Source organism: Parasphingomonas zepuensis (genome assembly GCF_036663735.1).
GTDB lineage: Bacteria > Pseudomonadota > Alphaproteobacteria > Sphingomonadales > Sphingomonadaceae > Sphingomonas.
Genome location: NZ_JAXOJO010000004.1, coordinates 308,305 through 327,308 on the forward strand (window position 1 = coordinate 308,305; position 19,004 = coordinate 327,308).

Sequence of the window (19,004 nt, forward strand, 5' to 3'; positions counted from 1 at the left end):
CGCGTTTCAGGGCGTGGGTATGTCCGCGCAGGGAGAGTCCGCGCACATCGACCAGCCGCCGCCCATCGCCTGGTAGAGCTGGATCCGGGCCGACAGTGCGTCGGCGCGCAGTTGCACCAGCGCGAGCTCCGCGCCGAGCAGGCCGCGCTGCGCGTCGAGCTGTTCGAGATAGGGCGAATAGCCCTCGCGATAGCGGTTGGTCGCCAGCCTGAGGCCCTCGGCCAGCGCGTCGCGCTGGGCCTGGGCGAAGGCGACCTGCTCGTCGAGGCGCTTCACGGCGGCCAGCGCATCGTCGACTTCGCGAAAGGCGATCAGCGCCGCGCGGCGATAGGCGAAGGCGGCCTGATCGCGCTGCGCGCCGGCCACCTCCGCCTGGCCGGTCAGCCGGCCGCCCTCGAACAGCGGCGCGAGGATGCTGCCGCCGACCGACCAGATCGCGATCGGATCCGCGAGGAGGGTAGAAAAGGCGCTGCCGGCCGCGGCGGTCAGGCGCACCTGCGGCAGGAAGCGCTTGCGCGCCGCCGCCAGATTCTTGTCCGACGCGGCGAGCTGATATTCCGCCTGGGCGACATCTGGCCGGCGCCGCAGCAGATCGGCCGGAAGGCCGGCGGGGATGGCGGGCCGTGCCAGTTGGGCGAGCGCCACGCCGCGCGCGATCGCCCGCGGCGTGGTGCCGGTCAGCTGGCTCAGCGCGTCTTCGGTGCGCGTGATGGCGAGCTCGATCTGCGGGATGATCTGCGCGGTCGCATTATATTCGGCCAGGGATTGTTCGAGCTCGAGCTTGGGCGAATAGCCCTGGCCGAAGCGCGAGCGGGCGATGCGCAGCGACTCCGTGCGCGCCGCCAGCGTCGACCGCGCGACGCCGAGCCGGGCATCGAGGCTGCGCAGCGTGACGTAACCGCTGGCCGTCGCGGCGGCGACCGCGAGACGGGTCGCGTCGCGGGCGGCTTCGCTGGCGAGATAGGCATTGCGGGCGGCCGATTGCTGATCGGCGAGGCGACCGAACAGATCGATCTCATAGCTGGCCTGAAGTTGCGGCTGCGCGAAATTCTGTTCGAGCGGCGTGCCGAAGGCGCTGACCGAGCGCGAGCGGCCGCCGGCGATCCCGGCGTCGAGGGTCGGGAGCAGCTGCGCGCGGGCAAGCGTGAGATTGGCCTGGACCTCGCGCACCCGGCCGGCGGCGATGGCGATGTCGGGATTATGATCGAGCGCCTGCTCGACCAGCTGCGCCATCACCGGATCGCCGAAGGATCGCCACCAGGCGCGGTCGAGCGGGGCGGTCGGCCCGGCATCGGTGCGCCAGGCCGCCGGCGCGGGGAGCGGCGCCACGGTCGCGGTGCGGATCGCGGGGCCGGCGCACCCGGCGAGGAGCAGGCATGCGATCGGGCCGAGACGCTTCATCGCGCCGTCCCGCCATGCGTGTCGATCTTTACCTCGACCGACATGCCCGGCCGCAGCCGCGCGGCGAGCGGCTGGCCCGGCTCGATCGCGATGCGGACCGCGATGCGCTGCGCGACCTTGACGAAATTGCCGGTGGCATTGTCCGATTTCAGCACAGCGAATTCGGAGCCGGCCGCCGGGGACAGGTTCTCGACCCGGCCGTAGAGCGTCGCGCCGCCCAGCGCATCGACGCGGTACTCGGCGCGCTGGCCGATGCGGATGTCGCGCGTCTGCGCTTCCTTGTAATTGGCGATGATCCACACATGATGCGGCACGATCGACAGCAATTGCGTGCCCGCCGTGACATAGGCGCCGTCGCGCACCCCGATCTCCGACAATTGCCCGTCGGTCGGCGCGCGGATGATGGTGTTGTCGAGATCGATCTGCGCGAGGCGAAGCTGCGCCCGGGCCGCCTCGACCGCTGCCTCGAGGCCTTCGCGCCCGACCACCACGGTGCGCACGTCCTGCGTACCGATCGAGCGGCCTGCCCGGGCCTGGCTCACCGCCGCTTCGGCCGCGAGCAGGGTGGCGCGGGTCTGGTCGAACTCGCGGGTCGAGATCGAGCCGTCGGCGACCAGCGCCTTGGCGCGACGCATATCGGCCTGGGCGCGGACCAGCTGCGCCTGGGCATTGGCGATGCCCGCGTCCTGGCTTTCAGTCGCGACTTCGCGCGATCGCTGCGCCTGGCGCGAATTGGCCAGCGCAGCCTGTTGCGCGGCGACGTTGGCGGTCGCCTGCGCCACGCGTGCGCGATAGATGCGGTCGTCGATCGTCGCCAGCACCTGCCCGGCCTTGACCTCGGCAAAGTCCTGCACCGCCACTTTCGTCACATAACCGCTGACCTGCGGGCTGATGATCGTCACCCGCCCGCGCACATAGGCATTGTCGGTCTGCTCGCTCCAGCCGCTGAACGGGGGCAGGCGCCATGCGTAGAGGATGGCGAGGATGGCGACGACGGCCAGCGCCACGATCGCGATCACGGTAAGGCGCGATTTTACCGGCGGCCGCCATCCGCGCGGTGCTTCCTCGACTTCGGGTGCCGCCGGTGGCGCCGGCGTTGCGCTCTCGCTCATCTCATTGCCCCTGCATTTTCTGAAGCCGCTTTTGCAGCTCGATAACCGGCGACACCTCGCCCCGCCGCCAGATCGACCAGCGGATCAGATACCCCCAGATGGCGACCAGCACCGCCAGCACGCCGATCAGCATGAAGACGTCGTTGAACGCCAGGATGTTCGCCTCGCGCGCTACCTGCTGCGCGAGGATGGCCGCCCCTTCGGCGCTGCGCAGCGCCGGATCGCCGAGCACGCCGGATACCGCGCCCGCGCCGGCGCGGAGGCGCGCCGCGACCAGCGGATCGGCCGTCACGATATGTTCGACCAGCTCATGCGAGTGGAATTTCTCGCGCACCACCTGGAAGGTGCCGAGCATCGTCGTCCCGAACAATCCCCCGACGCTCTGGCTGATACTGAACAGCACGACGAAGCTGATGAAGTTGCGCCCGCCGGTCAGCAGCGTGCGCGCGATGCCGATCACCATCGCCTGGGCGAGGAACAGCAGCGACGCGAAGCCGATCAGCGCCTGGCTGATATAGAAATTGCCCGGACGGGTGAGGTTCGTCGCGCTCGAATCCATGAAGGCAGCGATTGCGATCAGGATCACCGCGATCGTGATCGGCCGGGCGAGATTGTCCGGCTTGAAGGTCAGCACCGCGGTGGCGAGGCCGGCGATCGATGCGGCGATGACGATGAGGTTCAGCACCACCAGCTGATCGTTGATCATGCCGACCACGGTCAGCAGCCCGACCGACCCGAAGGCCTGTTCGGACAGCAGGACGCGGACCGAGGCAGCGATGGCCATCAGCCTGATGATCTCGCGCGTGCCGAGCCAGCGCGTGTTGATCAGCGGGTTGGCGCGGTAATGCTCCAGCACCAGCGCGGCCGCGATCAGTCCGATGCTGGCGGCGAGCGCCCAGCCGATCCAGGCCCGCTCCGTCCACCATTCGATCCGGCCCTCCGACAGGACGGCGATCAGCAGCCACAGGCCCGGCGCGAGCAGGATGAAGGTGAAGAAATCGAGCGGCTCGAACACTTTCTCCTTCTCGCTTGGGGGCAAGGGCTGGCTCATCACCGCCGCCAGCGACGCGACCGCCAGCCCCAGCTCGAACCAGTAGAGATTGTGCCAGTCACCCCATTCGAGCAGCGTCGGCGACAGCGCGCGCGCGAGCGGAGTCGCCAGCTGCGGGATGCTGATGCCGATCATCACCCCGGCCAGGCGCTTCTCGGCCGGCAGGGACTGCATGAAATAGAGGATGGTAAGCGTTGTCAGGCCGCTCGCCGCGACGCCGCTGACGGCGCGCACGGCGACCGAGCTCCAGAAATCATGCACGAACAAATGCATCAGCGCGCTGACCGCATAGACCAGCAGCACGTATCGGATGAACGGCTGCAGCCCGAATTGCTGGCGATATTTCACCAGCAACAGGTTCGCCGTGACATTGGTCATGAAGAAGGCGCCGGTCAGCCAGGCGCTTTCATTGGTGTTGAGCCCGAGGGTGCCCTGCGCGAAATTGAGATTGACCGCGACGAGCGCATTGCCGAGCCCGGCGGTGAGCCCGATCAGGCTGCCAATCGCGAAATAGGCGGCGCGGCGCCCGCCGGGGTGCACGGGATTGGCCGGCGATCCCGGTAGCGTCGGGCGTTCATTGGGCTTGAAGACATATTCCGCCATGCGGCTACGCCTCCCGGCATCCGGAAGGCTGATCCGGCTCCGTTCCGATCGGCCGATCGGGGGCTGTCGCACCGTTGTCTGGCATGGCCCAGCTTTCGACCCCGGCCGCCCACCCGTCAAGCCGCCGTGGCGGCCGGCGGGCCTATACCTAAGGGTTAGCGGCCGGCCGGCTGAACCTATTGCCGCGCGGGGGACCAGCCCACCGGCAAGGTCCGGCCGGGGACGGTGATCGACACGGTCTGCGCGATGTCGCGGGACGATGCGCCCAGCAGCACCGCATAGCGGCCGCCGGCGATGCGCCACTGGTGTCCGGCCGCATCCCAGGTGGCGAGCAGGCGCGGATCGACCTGCACCGTCACCTGCCGCGCCGCGCCGGGCGCCAGCGCCACCTTGGTGAAGGCGCCGAGCCGCTTCGGCGCTTCCCAGCCAGTGCCGGCGACATAGATTTGCGGCACGGCCTTGCCCGCTACCCTGCCGGTGTTGCGCACGGTGAAGCGTACGCTCACGCCGGCCGCGGTCGGCGCGGCGCTCAGGCCGCCATAGGAGAAGCTGGTGTAGGAAAGCCCGTGGCCGAACGCGAATTGCGGATCCAGACCCTTGGCATCATACCATTTATAGCCGACCGCCGCGCCTTCGGTGTAGCGCACGTCGCCATCCTTCGGCTCGGCCGGATGCGGGAGCTGAGCGAGGCTGCGCGGGAAGGTCGCAGGCAGGCGGCCCGACGGATTGACCTTGCCGAACAGCAGGTTGGCGATCGCCGCGCCGCCCTGAGTGCCGGGATACCAGGCCGCCAGCGCGCCCGCGACAGTGTCGATCCAAGGCGTGAGGATCGGCCCGCCCGTTTCCATCACCACCACCGTCCTGGGATTGGCCCCGGCGACGGCGGCGACCAGCGCATCCTGATTGTCCGTCAGGGTCAGCGGCACGTCGAACGCTTCGCCGGCCCATTGCGTGACGAAGACGATCACGACGTCGCTGTCGCGGGCCAGCGCCGCCGCGGCGCGCAGATCCTTGCCGTCAGCGAAGCGGACGCGCGCGCCGGGCGCCTGTTTCGCGATCTCGGCCATCGGCGAGGAGGGATAATACATCACCGGGCCGGGCCAGGTCGTCGGCTTGAGACCGGGCACCGCATTGCCGCCTTTGGCATAGACCAGGGACGATCCGCCGCCCGCCAGCACGCCCTTGTCGGCATAGCCGCCGATCACCGCGATCCGCCGGGTAGCGGGCGACAGCGGGAGGATGCTGTCGGCGTTCTTGAGCAGCACCGCGCCTTCCTCGGCATCATGCCGCGTCACCACGGCATGCGCGGCGAAATCGATCGGCGCCGCGCGCACCGGATGATCGAGCAGGCCGTGCGCGATCATCGAGCGAAGGATCCGCGTCACCATCGTATCGAGCGTCGCTTCGCTGACCGCGCCACTCGCCAGCGCCTGTTTCAGCGGTTCGCCGAAATAGGGCTGGTCGTCGAACGGCCAGCCCGATTCCTGATCGAGCCCGGCGTTCGCGGCCTTCACCGTGCTGTGCGTCGCGCCCCAGTCCGACATCACGAAGCCCGGCCATTTCCAGTCCTTGCGCAGCACCTGGTTGAGCAGGAAATCATGCTCGCAGGCGTAGGTCCCGTTGATCTTGTTGTAGGCGCACATCACCGAGCCGGGGTTGGAGCGCTCGATCGCGAACTGGAAGGCGAGCAGATCCGACGTGCGCATCGCGCCTTCGTCGAGGATCGAATTGCCCTTGAAGCGATCGGTCTCCTGATCGTTGACGGCATAATGCTTCACCGTCGAGATGATGTTGTTGGACTGGATACCGGCGATCTGCGCGCCGACCATCGTGCCGGCGAGCAGCGGATCCTCCCCGCCATATTCAAAATTCCGGCCGTTGCGCGGCTCGCGCATCAGATCGACCCCGCCGGCGAGCATCACGTTGAAGCCGGTGTTGCGCGCTTCCTTGCCGATCATCGCGCCGCCGGTGAAGGCGAGGGCGGTGTTCCACGTCGCGGCGGTGGCGAGGCCGGAGGGCAGGGCAGTGCGCTCGCGCTTCACCAGCGCGCCGCCCTGAGTCGCCACGCCGACGCCGGCATCGGTCTGCCATTGCGGCGGGATGCCGAGGCGCGGGATGCCGGGCACATAGCCGGCCGATCCCTGCAGGCTCTCCTTGGGCGCAATGAATTTCTTCTCGACATTGTCAGTGCCGAAATAGCCGAACACGAGGATCAGCTTCTCGTCGCGCGTCATCCGCCTGACCAGCGCGGCGGCGCGGCTGTCGGGCGAGGCGGGCACTGCCCTGGTCGGCTTCGCCTTTTTGGGCGCGGCGGCGATCGGGGCGCCCGCGCCGGCCAGCAGGGCAGCCGTCACGGCCACTGCGAAACTGCGCTTGATCATCGTCTTTCTCCCGTGAAGGCAGCTGGCTCAATTCTTGGGCAGCTTTGCCGGATCGTAATTCTGGCCGAAATCGAGCACGAAGACCGGCCCGAGATCGATGATTTGCTGGTTCGCCGTGCCGTTCGCCCCGATATCACCGCCGCACCGCCGTTGCCGCGAAGGCCTCGGCAAAGGCAGTGCGTAGCGGCTTGGCGTTGAAATCGACGTCATAGGGGCAGGGGCGGCGACGCGCTCCGTCGCCGCGCGGCTCGAACCCTTCGAGCCAGCTGTAGCGATCGCACATGCCCCAGACGAGCACGTCCGACAGCTGGGGATAGGCGAACATCGTGTCGAGATAGGCGCGGCCATAATCCGCCACAGCCCGGTCGCGGATCGCCACATCGGCGGGCAGGCCATTGTCGCGCACATCGAACTCGGTGATCAGCAGGCCATAGCCCATCGCCACCACCTGATCGAGGAAACGGCGCCATTCCGGCTGCTGCGCCGCGACGCTGGCGGCGGTGTCGGTACCCTGGGTGACGAGATGCGATTGCACGCCGAGCGCATCGACCGGGATGCCGCGCGCCTTGAAGCCCTCCAGCAAACGCAGCACGCCGGCGCGGTGAGTCGCGTGGCCCGGCTCCCAGCTCATATAGTCGTTATAGACGAGTTGCGCGTGCGGCGCGGCGGCGCGGGCGGTGTGGAACGCCAGGTCGAGCGTCGCCTGCGCCCCGCCCAGCGCGCGCGACAGGGCCGTTTCGTACAGGCTGCCGTCCGCCGGGTTGACCGCTTCGTTGACCACATCGTGGCTGACGATCTTCGCGCCGTAGCGCAGACAGACGGTCCGGATATGCTCGGTCAGCAGCCGTTCTGCCTCGATCGCCGGATTGGGGCCATAATCATGGCTTTCGGCCCAGGCGGGCATCCATTTCGGCTGATGCCACAGCAGATTGTGGCCGCGCATCGCCAGCCCCTTGCTCTCGGCATAGGCCAGCATTGCATCGAAATGGGCGAAATCGAATTCCATCGCGCTGGGGCGGATGCTTTGCCATTTCAGCTCGTTCTCCGGCACCAGAATGCCGCATTCGCCCTCGAGCAGCGCGGCATAGGACGGATTGGCGAAGGATGCCCGGTCGGCGCCGGGCGGGCCCCATGCGCAGGCCGATCCGAACCGCATCCCCTTCGCGCGGGCGGCTGCATTGAGCGACACGGTCGGTGGGGGTGGAGGAGGAGGGGGCGGAGGGGGCGGGGGTGCGGCCGGTGGCGTTGGTGGTGCGGCTGAGGAAGCGCCGCTGCCGCCACAAGCCGACAGCACCAGTACCGCGGCCAGCGCCAGGCTCTCGCGGCGCGATATACCTCTCATCGACGATCCTCTGCCGCTACCCGGAGTCAGGCTTTTGCATCCTGATACCGTTATCATGATGGCGTTTTGACCTACCTTGTCAATAGCGTGGCGGCGACTTCCCGAACAGCACCGGCACGCCCGTCCGCTCCCTCGTGCAACCTTTTGCGCAGAGATGGTGCGAAACCGTAATAATGCGCTATGAGCTTGGCTCCGAGGAGACCGACGGTACCGTGAACGACAAGAATTCCCGCCGCCGTCGAACGGCGCCGACGATCAAGGATGTGGCCAACATGGCCGGCGTTTCATCGATGACCGTATCGCGCGTCATCAATGGCGAGGCCAATGTCCGCCCCACCACGCGCGATGCGGTCAATACCGCCATCGCCGCGCTCAGCTATTCGCCCAACCCGGCGGCGCGCAGCCTGGCCGGCGCGGCGCAGGTACGGATCGGGCTGCTCTACAGCAATCCCAGCGCGGCCTATCTGAGCGAGTTCCTGGTCGGCAGCCTGGATCAGGCGAGCCGCAGCGACGTGCAACTGATCATCGAGAAATGCGAGCTCGGCGATCACGAGATCGAGGTGGCGAAGCACCTGATCGCTAGCGGCATCGACGGCCTGATCCTGCCCTCGCCGCTGTGCGATTCCCACAAGCTGATCAAGATGATCGCGGACGAAGGCGTGCCCGCGGTGCTGGTGGGCAGCGGCCGTCCGGCCGAGGAATTGCACGCGGTCAGCATCGACGAATATGCCGCGGCCTATGCGATGACGCGCCACATCGTCTCGCTCGGCCATCACCGCATCGGCTTCGTCGTCGGCAATCCCGAGCAGACGGCGAGCGAGGAGCGGCTGCGCGGCTATCGCAACGCGCTGGCCAAGGCGGATATCCCGGCCGACAACGCGCTGATCGCGCGCGGCCTGTTCACCTATCGCTCAGGCCTCGACGCTGCCGAGAAGCTGCTCGACGTGGCCGATCCGCCCACCGCGATCTTCGCCAGCAATGACGACATGGCGGCGGCCTGCGTCGCGGTGGCGCACCGCCGCGGGCTCGACGTGCCGGGCGATCTGACCGTCTGCGGCTTCGACGATACCACGCTGGCAACCGCGATCTGGCCCGAGCTGACCACCATTCACCAGCCGATCGCGGACATGTCGCGCGCGGCGGTCGAGATGCTGGTTTCGGCGATCCGGCGCCCCCGCGCGCGGGACGAGAAGCTGCAGCAGATCGTGCTCGATTTCACCCTGGTGCGCCGCCAGTCCGACGCGGCGCCGCGGCGCCGGCCGCCATCGCGATCGGCCCGTCCGGCCTGACGATCGATAGCGTTAACATCCGCGCCTATCTCCTCGGATCGCTGTCCTCGCGCGGTTGAGGCCGCGGTTGAGGAATGTTGCGCTCGTATTGGCTAACTGCGTGGGTCCGCGCTAACCGAGCGACAATGAACGCGCCGCCAATAAGAATCCTGATCGTGCTTCACGATTTTTCGCTGGGTGGCACGGAACGCGTTGCCGTTCGCCTGGCAAATGCCTGGGCCGATCGCGGATGTACGGTGACGATCTTTGCCGGATCGAGCGCCGGGCCGCTTCGTACTCTTCCAGGCCCGGCAGTTGAGGTGGTTGTGGCGGACCCGCCAATCCAACGGTCGCGCGGCTCGCGGCGGCGCCTCGCACGGGCCGGGGGGGAATTTGCCGGTCGGCGCCGGTTCGACACCGCCTTCATCCCGGGCAATTTCCATTGGTCGGTCGCGGCGGCACTCGCCGGGGCGGGCATCAGCGTGGTGGCGCAGATCAGCGCGGCGCTCGACAAGCCCCAGCGCGGCCGGCTGCGGCAATGGGCGTTCGAGATGCGGATGCGGCACCTGCTCCGTGATGTGGATGCAGTGGTAACCCTGTCCGATATCGCGCGCGATCAGGCGAACAGGATCTTGGGGCGGGCGATCGCCACGACGATCGCATTGCCGGCGCTCGCCGACGACGTGCCGCCGCCGGAACCCATCCCCGACTCGCCGGCCCCGATAGTGCTGGCGGCGGGACGACTGGTTCCCGAGAAGGGCTTTGCGCGCCTCATCGAAGCATTCGCGGCGTTGCCGGGCGACGCGACACTGTTGACGATCGTCGGGGATGGGCCGGAGGCCGGAGCTCTGATGGCCCTAGCCGACAGCCTGAAGGTTTCCGGACGCGTCACTTTCGCAGGATATGTTCCCGAGATCCGGCCATGGCTCGATCGGGCGCGGCTGTTCGTGCTGCCTTCCGATTTCGAGGGCTATCCGGCCGTGATGGTGGAGGCGCTGGCGGCGGGGCGTCCGATCGTCGCGACCGATTGTACGCCGGCGACCCGGCTGCTGGACGCGCCCGGCGCGGGCCGGGTGGTGCCGATCGACGATATCGCCGCCCTGTCGCGCGCCATTGCGGCGATGCTCGCGACGCCGCCGCCTGACCCGGTGGCGCTGGCCGCGTTGGTGGCGCATCACCGGATCGGACCAGTGGCGGCAGCGTATCTCGATCAGTTCGCCGCGGTGCGACCATGATGCGGATCGCCTATGTGATCAATTCGGTCGAGGGCGGCGGCGCAGCATCGCCGGTGCCCGCGATACTCGGCGTGCTGCGCGATGGTGGGGCGGAGGTTGCCGTGTTCGCGCTGACCGCGCGCGACCGGCGCGGCGAAACGGCGATGCGGGCGGCGGGGCTGGACGTGTTTGTCCGGGATGGCGGGGAAACCGATCACGTCGCCGCATTCCGCTGGCTCGACACGGCGCTGCGCGACTGGGCTCCAACCCATCTGTGGACGTCGCTGACGCGCGCCACACTGATTGGACAGATCGTGGGCGCGCGTCGCGGATGGCCCGTCGTCAGCTGGCAGCATGCCGCTTTCCTGAAACCCGCCAATCGCCTGCTGCTGCGCGCCATGCAGCGGCGCTCGCGGCTATGGGTAGGGGATTCCGCCGCGGTCACGCAGATGACGGCCGAGCGACTGCACGTGCCGCCGGAGCGGCTGGTGCAATGGTCGATCTTCCGGGCCGATCCCGCCGCGCCTCAGGCCACGCCGTGGCGATCGGGAGAGCCAGTGCGGATCGGCAGCCTCGGCCGGCTCCACCGCGTCAAGGGCTATGACGTGCTGATCGCGGCGCTCGCGCTGGTCGACACGACGACAGCCTTTGAGGTCGTCATCGCCGGAGACGGTGCGGAGCGGGGCGCGCTGGAAGTGCAGGCGCTGGCGCTGGGAGTGCCGATCCGGTTCGACGGTTATGCAACTGACCCGGCGCTGTTTCTTGCCGGTTGCCATCTTTACGTGCAACCGTCGCGATCGGAGGGGCTGTGCGTCGCTGCGCATGAGGCGATGCAGGCAGGGTTGCCGGTCGTCGCCTCCTCGGTCGGGGAGTTGCCGGGCAGCATCGTCGAGGGCGAGACCGGCGCGCTGGCACCGCCAGACGATCCAGTCGCCCTTGCGGCAGCCTTGTCGCGGCTGCTTGCCCGGCCCGAAGCGCTGGCGGCGATCGGTCAGGCAGCGCGCGCCCGCGTGATCGAGCGGTTCGGGCCCGAGCAGTTCGCTGCGACGGGGCGGGCTATCCTCGACCGGATGCGCGGGTTCTGAACCGGCGACCGAGTTTCTTCATTTCACGCACTGCCTCGATCGACAGACCATGGGCCGACAATTCAGTGCGCTTCATGTCGACGAGCGTGACCGGCCCCGCAGCCGCCAGCGTGTGGAATCCTTCGACGAACGGGGCGGCCGACGCCGGCGCGACGAGCGCCTCGCCGGCGATCGCAGTTAAGCGATCGGGCGTCAGCGTCGTGATCGTCAGCGGGCGGATCGCACCGCCATAGGTGTTGCTGCAATCCTGCACCGGCAGCACGATGCGGCCGTCGAGCAGGATCGGCAGGCCGCCCGGACGTGCGCTCGAGATATCGACGCGCACCGGGTTCATCGGGTGCGGGGTCCATGGCCCCGCCAATCGGTCGGCAAAGGCGATGTGGAGCGCGCTCATCTTGTCCGGTTCGCGATCGGCGGAGGTGTAGAACAGCCACCAGCGCCCCTCATGGAACAAAGGCGTCGCGTCCACCGCGACGTGATCCAGTTCGATGCTGTGTGCCGGCTCCCAACGGGTCGGAAAATCGACCGCGCGGTACAGGGTGAGGCGGTTCGAGCGGTGCGCCTCGGGCAGCATCCAGGTCTCGCCCTGCGCCTCGAACACCAGCGGGTAGGACAGGTGCCACGGTTCGTTCAGGACCGGCTGGCGATCGATCAGGCGGAAGGCGCTGTCATAGACGAGCACCTCGATCGCGCCGATGCGGACGCGGTAGTCGTAGGTTTCGACGAAAACGTACAGCCGATCGCCGCGCCACAGGCCGAACGGATCGGCCAGGAACCGGAAGCTCCCCACCGCCGGCAGCCACTGGATCGGCAGACCATCGATCGAGCCCCGGGCTACGATCTGTTGGGCGGTCGCCATGACGATGGCAGGGCGCCAGATATCCTTGCGGAGAGCCACGATAGTCGATCGATCCCAAAAAAACATGGCGCCGCGCGCGAGGCCTTGTCGCCTCCGATCAGGCGACGCGCAACCCTTCGGCATCGGCCGTGCCGTCGTGTTCGCGGATGAGGGCCGGCATCGGCGTCATATCGCCGAGTATGCTCATCACGGCGCGGGCGGCGCGCACCGCGGAGCGCTCGGCGGTCAGCTCGAAGCTGCGCTGGAACAGCGCGCGCTGGACCGGCCGATAGAGATCGTGCTGCGCCACGGCGCGATCCAGCGCGGCGCCGAGTCCATCGGTGTCGGTGACGACCTCCCCGGCCTGCCAATGCGCATAGTTCGCATCGCCCGCCCAGCGCGTCGCATGCGCATCGAGGAACAGGCATGGCCGGGGACGGTAGAGGAACTCGTATACCTGGCTGCTGACGTCGCCGAGGTAGATGTCGGCGGCGGCGGTGTAGGTCATGTCGGTCGAGGCCGCGCTGCCCAGATCGACGAGGATGTTGGGCGCGTCGCGGAAGCGCTGATCGATGACGCCGGCACGATCGATGCGGAACTTGTCGATCGTCACGACGAAACGGCGGTGGAACAGCATGACGTGCGGCGCGAAGATGAGATTGTAGCGATCGTCGCGCAGGAAATGCTCGAGGACCGCGCGGCCTTGCGCATACCAGGAGGACAGATGCGGCGAGGGGTGCGGATTGTAGAGCACCGTCGGCTTGCCGTTATCCTGAAACGGCAGGCGGGGCGCCGGATCGGGCATCAGATCGAACTTCGGATAGCCGATCAGGCTCATCCGTTCGGGCGCGACGCCGGCCTCGCGGATCAGGCGCTGACGGATCTTGGTGCCCGACACCAGGACATGGTCGAATTGCGCGCTGTGCCTGTTGAAGCCGATCGCACGGTCGCCTGCGCCATGACGGGTGTGGATGATCTTCAGATCGTCCAGCCCGTAGCGGGTTTTCAGGAGCAACGAGGTCTTCTCGGCGACGACGAGCGCGTCGAGCGAGCGGAAGAAATCGAGATTGTCGCGGTAGATGCCGATCTTCGTGACCGGCACGCCCCATTCCAGCGTCGCCGCGAGCGCCTTCGTCAGGGGGCGGCGCAGCCCGAGCTGGACGAGCGGCACGGCGACGTTCAGCCGGTCGCACAGCCGCTTCACCTCGGCGGTCAGAACGTCGTTGGTGGTCGCCACCACGATCTCCGCCTGGGGATAGGCCTGGGTCATCGCCAGCGCGGTGGGGAGGGCGTGCGCGACCTGATGGACCTGGTCGTGATTGAACAGAAAGCCGATCTTCATGTGCGAAAGACGCCGACGAGGGCGTTTTTCCCCACTGAAATTTTCGTCATCTGCCGGGATGCTTAACTTTCCGGTCGTCGCCGCATCGCCGCTGTCCTAATGGCGCTCGGATGCCGCCCTTCTTTCGTCGATCGTCCCTGTCGCAAGATGGAACCGCGCCGGCGCGATCGGGCGTTCGGCTGGTGCTTGCCAATCTCGGCCATCTGCTGGGCGGCAAAGCCGCGGCGGGGATCATCAGCCTCGTCTATCTGGTCCTCGTCACGCATCGCCTGGGCGCGACGGACTATGGCGTGCTGGTGCTGGTCAATGCCTATGCGGTGCTGATCGGCAGCCTGCTGGCCTTTTCGGGTTTTCACGGCGTCGTGCGCTTTGGCGGGATCGCGCTGGAATCGGGCGACCGGGCCGGGTTCGCGCGGATCGTGCGCTTCATGGCGGTGATCGAACTCGGGTGCGGCGCGGTGGCGATCCTCGTCGCGGCGGTGCTCGCCCCGCTCATCGGCCCGCGGCTTGGGTGGTCGGCGGATACGATCAGTATCGCCGTGCCCTACAGCCTGGCCGTGATCGGGACGGTTCGCGCCACGCCGCAGGGCCTGTTGCAGATCGCCGGGCGGTTCGATCTGATTGGCCTGCATCAGGCGGTGTCGCCGCTGATCCGTCTCGTCGGTGCGCTCGGCGTATGGTTTGCGGGTGGCGGCCTGATCGGATTCATCGCCGTCTGGCTCGTCGCCGCGGTGGCGGAGGGGCTGGCGATGTGGGGTTTTGGCCTGGTTGCCTGGCGGCGGCTGGCGGGGAGCGAGCCCTTGCGCGGCCCGTGGCGCGGCGCGGCGCGCGATACCGAAGGGCTGAAGCGCTTCATCCTGATCACCAATCTCGACATCACGGTGCGCGAACTGGCGCCCAATCTCGCCCCGCTGACGGTCGGATGGTTGCTCGGCCCGGCGGCAGCGGGCCTGCTGGCGCTGACTCAGCGCGCAACCTCGCTGCTGGCCCAGCCTACCGTATTGCTCAGCCAGGCGAGCTACGCCGTCCTCGCCGGACAGGTGGCGCGTGGCGAGCTTTCGGCGCTGCGCCATACCGTGTGGCGCAGCGCGGGAATTGCGCTGGCGGTCGCGATTCCGATCATGGGGCTGCTTGCCCTGCTGGGTGACCGGTTGCTGGTGGCGCTCGGCGGCAGCAGTTTCGGTGGAGGGACCTGGCTGCTGATCCTGGTGGCCGGCGCGCGCACGGCCGGACTGGTCAGCGCACCGCTGGCCGCCGGGCTGACTGCATTCGGGCTCCCGCAGCGCTCGATGACCGTTGGGCTCGTAACCGGGCTGGCGCTCTATCCGCTTCTCCCCGCGATGTTGTGGTTGTGGGGCATCGATGGCGCCGGATGGCATGCGCTGCTGCAGAACGGCGTGGCGATCGTGGCGCTGGCGGCGATGTTCCACGGCGATGTGCGGTCGCCCACCCGGATCGCCACATGAGCGAAGGCGGACTCCGCGCCGTCTTCCTGGCCGACCGGGCAATGTTCCTGCGCCTGCTGGTGGCCCGCCTGGGCAATGTCGATGAGGCCGAGGATGCGCTGCAGGATCTCTGGCTGAAGCTGGAGGGCGTGACCGGCGGCCCGATCGCCGACCCAACCGCCTATCTCTATCGCATGGCCAACAATATCGCCGTCGACCGGCGGCGGCGCGCGGTGCGCCGCTCGGATCGCGATACCGGGTGGATGGAGACCCGCCCGACCGCAGAGGAGCACCCAGACGCCGAACGCGCGATGATCGCGCGCGAACGGCTGGCGCGGGTCGAAGCGACCCTTGCCAAGCTGCCCGAGCGGGTTGCGACGGCTTTCCGGCTGTATCGGTTCGAGGAATTGTCGCAAAAGGCGATTGCCGAGCGGATGGGCATCTCGGTGAGTGGTGTCGAGAAGCTGCTGCACCGCGCGTATTTGCGCGTTCATGCGCATCGTGCGTCTTTTGGTGAGGATGGCGATCGGGCGTGGCGTCTTGTCCGTGAGGAGGATCACCGCGATGGTCGATGAGGTGGGCGATGGCTATGCGATGACGGCGGCGACCGCTGCCGTTGCGTGGCATCTGCGCCTGCCGACGGCGGATGCCAGCCAATGGCAGGCGTTCACCGCATGGCTGGAGGCGAATCCGGCGCATGCGGCGGCCTATGACGCTCTGGCGCTGTCCGACGCCGAACTGGACGGCGCGCTCGCGCCGGCAGACTGGTCAGAGGCTGGTGAGCCGGATGAAATTGCAGCGAACGATCGGCAGCCGGTGATGAGTCGGTGGTGGAGCGTCGCTGGGATCAGCGGACTGGCGGCGGCGGGCATCGCGGCGGTGATGCTGCAGGGAGCGCCGAACCCGTCGCTGCGCTTCGTCGAGACGCCGGCCGGCGTGCGCAGCGCGGTGGTGCTGGCGGATGGCACGCAGATCGAGATGAACGGCGGCACCAGGCTTGGCATCGACGATGTTTCGAACCGGCTGGTCACGCTGGAAAAGGGCGAGGCGGTGTTTCGCGTGACGCACGATGTGGCGCACCCGTTCGTGGTCCAGTCGGGTGGGATGCGGTTGGAGGACGTCGGCACCGTCTTCAACGTGTCGCGTGTCGGCCCGCATCTGGGCGTGCAGGTGGCCGAAGGCGCCGTTCTGTTCCAGCCCGAGCGCGAGCGGATCATGCTGACGGCGGGGGCTGCCCTGTCGCATATGGACGGCGAATCGCCGCGCATGTCGGGTGTGGCGGTGGACGATGTGGGAAGCTGGCGGCAGGGGCGGCTGGTGTTTCGCCAGACCCCGGTGCGTCTGGTCGCTGCCGCGCTGGAGCGCAGTACGGGCACCGCCGTCAATGTCGCCGAGGGTCTTCAGGATACGCCTTTTACGGGATCGATCGGGGTGATCGGCGGCGCCGACCGCATGGTCCCGCGCGCCGCCGCAATGATCGGTGCACGCGCGGTGCGCAACGGCAGGGGGTGGACGCTCGTGCGCGGTGTAGATGCCGGTCCGTAACCTTCGCTGCGTCGTCTCGCTGCTCGGTCCCTCGTTGCTTGCCCTCACGCTGCCTTGCCCCGCTCATGCGGCGGACCGCTACGTCGTCAGCATCGGGGTGGTGCCGCTCGACCGGGCGGTCGCTATTCTCGCGCAGCAGACTGGCGTCGACATCGGCACCGCCGAACCGGGCCTCGACCGCATTGTGACCCGCGGCGTAAGGGGGCGGCTGACCGCGGCGGCCGCGCTCGACCAGCTTCTGGCCGGGACGCCACTCGTCGCCCGGCGGCTGGGCCCCGACTGGTTCCGGATCGTGCGCCGGCCGATCGCGCGCAGGGCAGTGCCGCGCCCGTCCGTGCCGGCCCGTGCAGCCGGTGATCAGTCTCCGGTGCCGGACATCGTCGTCATCGCGTCGAAGCGCGATACGTCGCGCCTGCGCTTTCCCGGAGGGCTTACGGTCCTGCGGACCGGCCGCACCCTGAATCTTGGCGATACCGCCGCGAACAGCCTCGACCAGGCGATCGCGGCGACGCCGATCCTCCAGGGCACGGCGCTTGGCGCGGGGCGCAACAAGCTGTTCGTGCGCGGCGTTGCCGACAGCAGCTTCACCGGACCGACCCAGTCGACCGCGAATGTCTATTTCGGCGAAGTGCCGGTGGCGTATAATGGCCCTGACCCGGGGCTGAACCTGTACGACATGGACCGGATCGAGGTGCTGGAGGGACCGCAGGGTACGCTCTACGGCGCGGGTGCGATCGGCGGTATCGTCCGGCTGGTGCCCAATCCGGTCGACCTGTCCCGCATGGCCGGCAACCTGGCCGCGGGAGTCAGCGCCACGCGTTCCGGAGCGTCCGGCGGCAACCTTGCCGGGATGATCAACATGCCGATCGTGCGCGATACGCTTGGCCTGCGCGCGGTCGGCTATCTCGTGCGCGACGGCGGCTATATCGACGACGATTATCGTGGATTGCGCGATATCAATTCCGTCAGGACGATCGGTGGTCGATTCGATCTTCGCGCGGCGCCCGGCAATGGCTGGACCATCGACGCGGGGATCGTCACGCAATCGGTGTCGGCGCCGGACCTGCAATATGCCGAACACGGCCTGCCGGCGTTGTCCCGCGCGTCGGTGCTCGCGCAGCCGTTCGAGCAGCATTATCTGCTCGCGCGGATCGTGCTCGAAAAGAAATGGGATGACGGCCTGCACCTGGTATCGGCGACCGGTATGGTATGGCGCGACGCCGACAGCCGGTTCGATGCCACGCGCGCCAATCGGCCGAATCTCCCGATTGCGTACGATACGGAAGAACGCAGTCGACTGGTGTCGCACGAGACACGTCTGTCGCGTACCGGAGGCGACGGCGCCGGGTGGCTGGTGGGGCTCGCGCTGATCCATGCGCGCGATTCCTATGCGCGGATGTATGGGCCGCCCGATCGGCTGCGGGACATCGTCGGCGTCAGCAACCGGACCCTGGATGCGGCCATATTCGGCGAAGTGAGCGTCGCAGTGCTACCGCGGCTGACGGTGACGGCCGGCGGGCGGGTGACTCATCAGCGTACTGACGGCGAGCCCATCGCCAGTCTGCGCGGCAATACCTTCATCCATGGTCGTAGCGTGACCCGGCTCGATCCGACGCTCGGCGCCTCCTGGCTGCTGGCACCCGATATCGCGGCCTATGCGCGCTACCAATCCGGTTTCCGCAGCGGCGGCATCACCGTGGCGCCGGGAATAGGCCGGGTCGCCGATCTGCGGCGCGATACGATCCGCGTGGCGGAAATCGGGATCCGCAAGGATCGCTCCGGTCCTCTCGGCATTGGCGGTTCGGCCGCGCTGTCGCTGGCGAGCTGGCGTGACATTCAGGCCGATCTGGTCGATTTTCGCGGTTTCCCCTTCACTGCCAACCTGGGCAACAGTCATATCCGCGGCGTGGAGGCCAATCTGAACTGGGTGCCGGCAATCGGATGGCGGATCGATGCTGCGGCCTTCCTCAACGACACACGGATCACCGATCCGGATTCGGCGGTGCCTGGTACGATTGGCAAGCGACTGCCGAACACGCCGCCGTTCGCGCTTTCGGCCAGCATGAGCTATGACTGGAGCATCGGGTCGAAGCACAGCGCAGGCGTCAATGGCGGGTGGCGCTATGTCGGCCGATCGATGGTCGGCAGCCAGGCGCCGCTCGACATATCGCAGGGCGATTATGGCAGTGCGCATCTCGGGGGCACGTGGAGCGACGGCCGGATCCGCCTGACGGCGACGCTCGAAAACCTGTTCGACGTGAAGGGCGATCGCTTCGCGGGCGGGAACCCCTTCGCGCTGGCCGCCCGCAACGAATATACGCCGCTGCGGCCGCGCACCCTCAGGATCGGCGGCTCGCTGTCCTGGTAGGCGGCCGCG

General features: G+C 68.1%; 14 protein-coding genes. 7 read left to right on the forward strand and 7 right to left on the reverse strand.

What is annotated here, in order from left to right:
• Window positions 1–6 precede the first annotated feature (6 nt).
• The 5 genes from U1769_RS16595 to U1769_RS16615 all read right to left on the reverse strand — a co-directional run bounded on the left by U1769_RS16595 (window position 7) and on the right by U1769_RS16615 (window position 7,890).
• On the reverse strand, window positions 7–1,401 hold the full coding sequence (locus tag U1769_RS16595) for an efflux transporter outer membrane subunit (protein ID WP_332718171.1): 1,395 nt from the start codon (window positions 1,399–1,401) through the stop codon (window positions 7–9).
• Entirely contained in the window at window positions 1,398–2,513 is a 1,116-nt protein-coding gene (locus U1769_RS16600; protein WP_332718173.1) for an HlyD family secretion protein, read from the reverse strand. Before U1769_RS16600 ends, U1769_RS16595 begins: the two co-directional genes overlap by 4 nt.
• Window position 2,514: 1 nt before the next feature.
• A complete protein-coding gene (locus tag U1769_RS16605; protein WP_332718175.1) occupies window positions 2,515–4,167 on the reverse strand; it encodes an MFS transporter in 1,653 nt (550 codons plus the stop codon).
• 176 nt (window positions 4,168–4,343) lie between these two features.
• Window positions 4,344–6,548: a beta-glucosidase gene (locus U1769_RS16610; protein WP_332718178.1), complete on the reverse strand. Its 2,205-nt coding sequence runs from the start codon at window positions 6,546–6,548 to the stop codon at window positions 4,344–4,346.
• Window positions 6,549–6,681: 133 nt separating this feature from the next.
• Window positions 6,682–7,890 (reverse strand): endo-1,4-beta-xylanase, encoded by a 1,209-nt coding sequence (locus U1769_RS16615; RefSeq protein ID WP_332718180.1) that lies wholly within the window; start codon window positions 7,888–7,890, stop codon window positions 6,682–6,684.
• A gap of 173 nt (window positions 7,891–8,063) precedes the next feature.
• Between U1769_RS16615 and U1769_RS16620 the strand changes: the two genes are divergently transcribed.
• From U1769_RS16620 to U1769_RS16630, 3 genes are all read left to right on the forward strand, one after another.
• On the forward strand, window positions 8,064–9,179 hold the full coding sequence (locus tag U1769_RS16620) for a LacI family DNA-binding transcriptional regulator (RefSeq protein WP_332718182.1): 1,116 nt from the start codon (window positions 8,064–8,066) through the stop codon (window positions 9,177–9,179).
• Between the two features lie 125 nt (window positions 9,180–9,304).
• The gene (locus tag U1769_RS16625; RefSeq protein ID WP_332718184.1) at window positions 9,305–10,393 is read left to right on the forward strand and encodes a glycosyltransferase; all 1,089 of its coding nucleotides are present in this window, start codon (window positions 9,305–9,307) and stop codon (window positions 10,391–10,393) included.
• Complete coding sequence (locus U1769_RS16630) at window positions 10,390–11,457, forward strand: glycosyltransferase (RefSeq protein ID WP_443030382.1); 1,068 nt, start codon at window positions 10,390–10,392, stop codon at window positions 11,455–11,457. The genes U1769_RS16625 and U1769_RS16630 overlap by 4 nt, the downstream gene beginning before the upstream one ends.
• Here U1769_RS16630 and U1769_RS16635 read toward each other — a convergent pair.
• Together U1769_RS16635 and U1769_RS16640 are read right to left on the reverse strand one after the other, a co-directional pair.
• A complete protein-coding gene (locus tag U1769_RS16635; protein ID WP_332718185.1) occupies window positions 11,429–12,355 on the reverse strand; it encodes a glucosamine inositolphosphorylceramide transferase family protein in 927 nt (308 codons plus the stop codon). The two genes, U1769_RS16630 and U1769_RS16635, sit on opposite strands and share 29 nt — an antisense overlap.
• A 58-nt stretch (window positions 12,356–12,413) precedes the next feature.
• Complete coding sequence (locus U1769_RS16640; protein ID WP_332718186.1) at window positions 12,414–13,637, reverse strand: CDP-glycerol glycerophosphotransferase family protein; 1,224 nt, start codon at window positions 13,635–13,637, stop codon at window positions 12,414–12,416.
• Window positions 13,638–13,747: 110 nt separating this feature from the next.
• Here U1769_RS16640 and U1769_RS16645 point away from each other — a divergent pair, with 110 nt between their 5' ends.
• The 4 genes from U1769_RS16645 to U1769_RS16660 are packed head-to-tail and all read left to right on the forward strand — an operon-like array spanning window position 13,748 to window position 18,995.
• The gene (locus U1769_RS16645; protein WP_332718187.1) at window positions 13,748–15,103 is read left to right on the forward strand and encodes a lipopolysaccharide biosynthesis protein; all 1,356 of its coding nucleotides are present in this window, start codon (window positions 13,748–13,750) and stop codon (window positions 15,101–15,103) included.
• Window positions 15,100–15,657 (forward strand): RNA polymerase sigma factor, encoded by a 558-nt coding sequence (locus U1769_RS16650; RefSeq protein WP_332718189.1) that lies wholly within the window; start codon window positions 15,100–15,102, stop codon window positions 15,655–15,657. The genes U1769_RS16645 and U1769_RS16650 overlap by 4 nt, the downstream gene beginning before the upstream one ends.
• Window positions 15,647–16,627: a FecR family protein gene (locus U1769_RS16655; protein WP_332718191.1), complete on the forward strand. Its 981-nt coding sequence runs from the start codon at window positions 15,647–15,649 to the stop codon at window positions 16,625–16,627. Before U1769_RS16650 ends, U1769_RS16655 begins: the two co-directional genes overlap by 11 nt.
• A complete protein-coding gene (locus U1769_RS16660) occupies window positions 16,614–18,995 on the forward strand; it encodes a TonB-dependent receptor (RefSeq protein WP_332718193.1) in 2,382 nt (793 codons plus the stop codon). Before U1769_RS16655 ends, U1769_RS16660 begins: the two co-directional genes overlap by 14 nt.
• The last annotated feature ends 9 nt before the right edge of the window (window positions 18,996–19,004 follow it).

Bases quoted from the DNA above. Each gene is read 5' to 3' on its own strand.
- U1769_RS16650 (WP_332718189.1), top strand. From the start codon at position 15,100: ATGAGCGAAGGCGGACTCCGCGCCGTCTTCCTGGCCGACCGGGCAATG.
- U1769_RS16645 (WP_332718187.1), top strand. From the start codon at position 13,748: ATGCCGCCCTTCTTTCGTCGATCGTCCCTGTCGCAAGATGGAACCGCG.
- U1769_RS16615 (WP_332718180.1), bottom strand. From the start codon at position 7,890: ATGAGAGGTATATCGCGCCGCGAGAGCCTGGCGCTGGCCGCGGTACTG.
- U1769_RS16605 (WP_332718175.1), bottom strand. From the start codon at position 4,167: ATGGCGGAATATGTCTTCAAGCCCAATGAACGCCCGACGCTACCGGGA.
- U1769_RS16655 (WP_332718191.1), top strand. From the start codon at position 15,647: ATGGTCGATGAGGTGGGCGATGGCTATGCGATGACGGCGGCGACCGCT.
- U1769_RS16595 (WP_332718171.1), bottom strand. From the start codon at position 1,401: ATGAAGCGTCTCGGCCCGATCGCATGCCTGCTCCTCGCCGGGTGCGCC.
- U1769_RS16660 (WP_332718193.1), top strand. From the start codon at position 16,614: ATGCCGGTCCGTAACCTTCGCTGCGTCGTCTCGCTGCTCGGTCCCTCG.
- U1769_RS16630 (WP_443030382.1), top strand. From the start codon at position 10,390: ATGATGCGGATCGCCTATGTGATCAATTCGGTCGAGGGCGGCGGCGCA.
- U1769_RS16600 (WP_332718173.1), bottom strand. From the start codon at position 2,513: ATGAGCGAGAGCGCAACGCCGGCGCCACCGGCGGCACCCGAAGTCGAG.
- U1769_RS16625 (WP_332718184.1), top strand. From the start codon at position 9,305: ATGAACGCGCCGCCAATAAGAATCCTGATCGTGCTTCACGATTTTTCG.
- U1769_RS16640 (WP_332718186.1), bottom strand. From the start codon at position 13,637: ATGAAGATCGGCTTTCTGTTCAATCACGACCAGGTCCATCAGGTCGCG.
- U1769_RS16610 (WP_332718178.1), bottom strand. From the start codon at position 6,548: ATGATCAAGCGCAGTTTCGCAGTGGCCGTGACGGCTGCCCTGCTGGCC.
- U1769_RS16620 (WP_332718182.1), top strand. From the start codon at position 8,064: ATGCGCTATGAGCTTGGCTCCGAGGAGACCGACGGTACCGTGAACGAC.